Here is a 1,711-nt window from a genome sequence, read left to right on the forward strand (position 1 = left end):
CGCGTGAACGATCTCAACGGCTACTCCGTACAACTGGCGATGGACTACCAGGCCACGGACCGGTTCAGCCTCCGCTCGTGGTTCTTTTTCAACCAGCTGGACCAGCTGGAAACCCAGTACGACGACCAGTACATGACCTCCTGGACCAGGGCGAACGGCTCCTACCGTTACGATTCCTCATCGGACGTCATCGGCGTCTCCCTGCAGCCGAAGTACGACATGGGAAAGGCCGGCGTAATAACCATGGGACTCTCCGTCGAAAAGGACGGGTGGGACAATAACGGGTTCACCACCACCGCGCCGGACACCTTCACCTATGACGACGAAAGCAAGAGCGTTTCCCTCTATTCCGCGTCCGTGGAGTACGAAGTCTCCCCCCTGAAAGACTTCGGCCTCGTCATCGGCTACGGTCATCACTGGCAGGATCGGGACGAGCGGAGCGACAACGGCTGGAGCCTCCTGACCAGCGTCCACTACGATGTGGCCAGGGACACCCGCCTCAAGGCCGCTTTCCAGCGCAACATCCGCTTCCCCTCCATCCGCCAGCTGTACGAAAAACCCAGCGACAACCCGTCCCTGCAGCCGGAACGGGCGTACCTGTGGCAGGTGGGGGTGGAGCAGAAGCTCCCCGGCAAGAGCAAGGTCGGCCTGACCGGTTTCTACACCACCGCCAAGAACTTCATCCAGAAAGACGATACCACCGAAAAGAACGAAAACCACGCGGAATACCGGTTCAAGGGGATCGAGCTTTCCGGGGAGACGAACATTGTTCCGAAGCTTCTGCTGCGGGCGTCCTACACTTATACCGACTCGGAGGACACGACGCCGGGACGGGACGAATTCCAGTACACTCCCGCCCATCGGGTCACACTGGAGGGGAAATACGACTTCGACTTCGGACTGACGCCGTATATCGCCTTCCTCTTCACGGGAGACCAGTATACCTACACCAAGAACAGCGTCACCCCGGTGCGCAAGGCATCCATGAGCGATTTCGCGGTGGTGAACGTGAAGCTGACCCAGAAGCTCCTGAAAGACAGGCTCTCCGTGTATATCGGGGTCGACAACCTGTTCGACGAAAACTACGAGACCAGCTACGGCTTTCCCCAGCCGGGCCGCTTCATTTTCGGCGGCCTGGAATTCCGCATCTGAACATCTTCCACCCGGTTTTCTCCGGAAACAGGATAGAACGGAGGGGGCACTCCCCACCGTTACTTTTTCCGGACGGCATAACCGGAAAGGATCCCGCGCTCATCCCATGCTCGAAGTCGACAACCTTACCTATACCTATGACGGTGAACGGACCCCGGCCCTGAAAGACATCTCCTTCCGGGTAGAGGCTGGGGAATGCGTCTGTTTCACCGGCCATTCGGGCTGCGGCAAGACCACCCTTCTCCTGGCCCTGAAGGATCTGCTCCACGAGGGGATCCTGAACGGAAGCGTCACCTTCGGAGACGGAACAACCGGCCGGGGAGAGGTCCTCTCCCTGGTAGGACTGGTCTTCCAGAACGCAGAATCGCAACTGCTCTGCGCCACCGCATTCGACGAGGTCGCCTTCGGGCCGGAGAACCTCCTCCTCCCTTCGGCGGAAATAAACGAGCGTATCGTGGAGGCATTGACCTCCGTTGACCTGCTGGACTTCGGCAACCGCAACGTGGAACACTTCTCAGCCGGCCAGAAGCAGCGCCTCTGCATCGCCGCAGTGCTCTCC

At 59.6% G+C, this 1,711-nt stretch carries 2 protein-coding genes; both read left to right on the forward strand.

Annotated elements, in window-relative coordinates; all coding sequences use genetic code 11:
- Positions 1 to 1,152 (forward strand): outer membrane beta-barrel protein (locus tag Q1K49_RS05180; RefSeq protein ID WP_300523576.1); only part of this gene is annotated, 1,152 nt, incomplete at its 5' end.
- Positions 1,153 to 1,258: 106 nt separating this feature from the next.
- On the forward strand, positions 1,259 to 1,711 hold a 453-nt coding region (locus Q1K49_RS05185; protein WP_300523578.1), incomplete at its 3' end, for an ABC transporter ATP-binding protein.

This window comes from Aminiphilus sp. (assembly GCF_029975095.1).
Lineage (GTDB): Bacteria > Synergistota > Synergistia > Synergistales > Aminiphilaceae > Aminiphilus.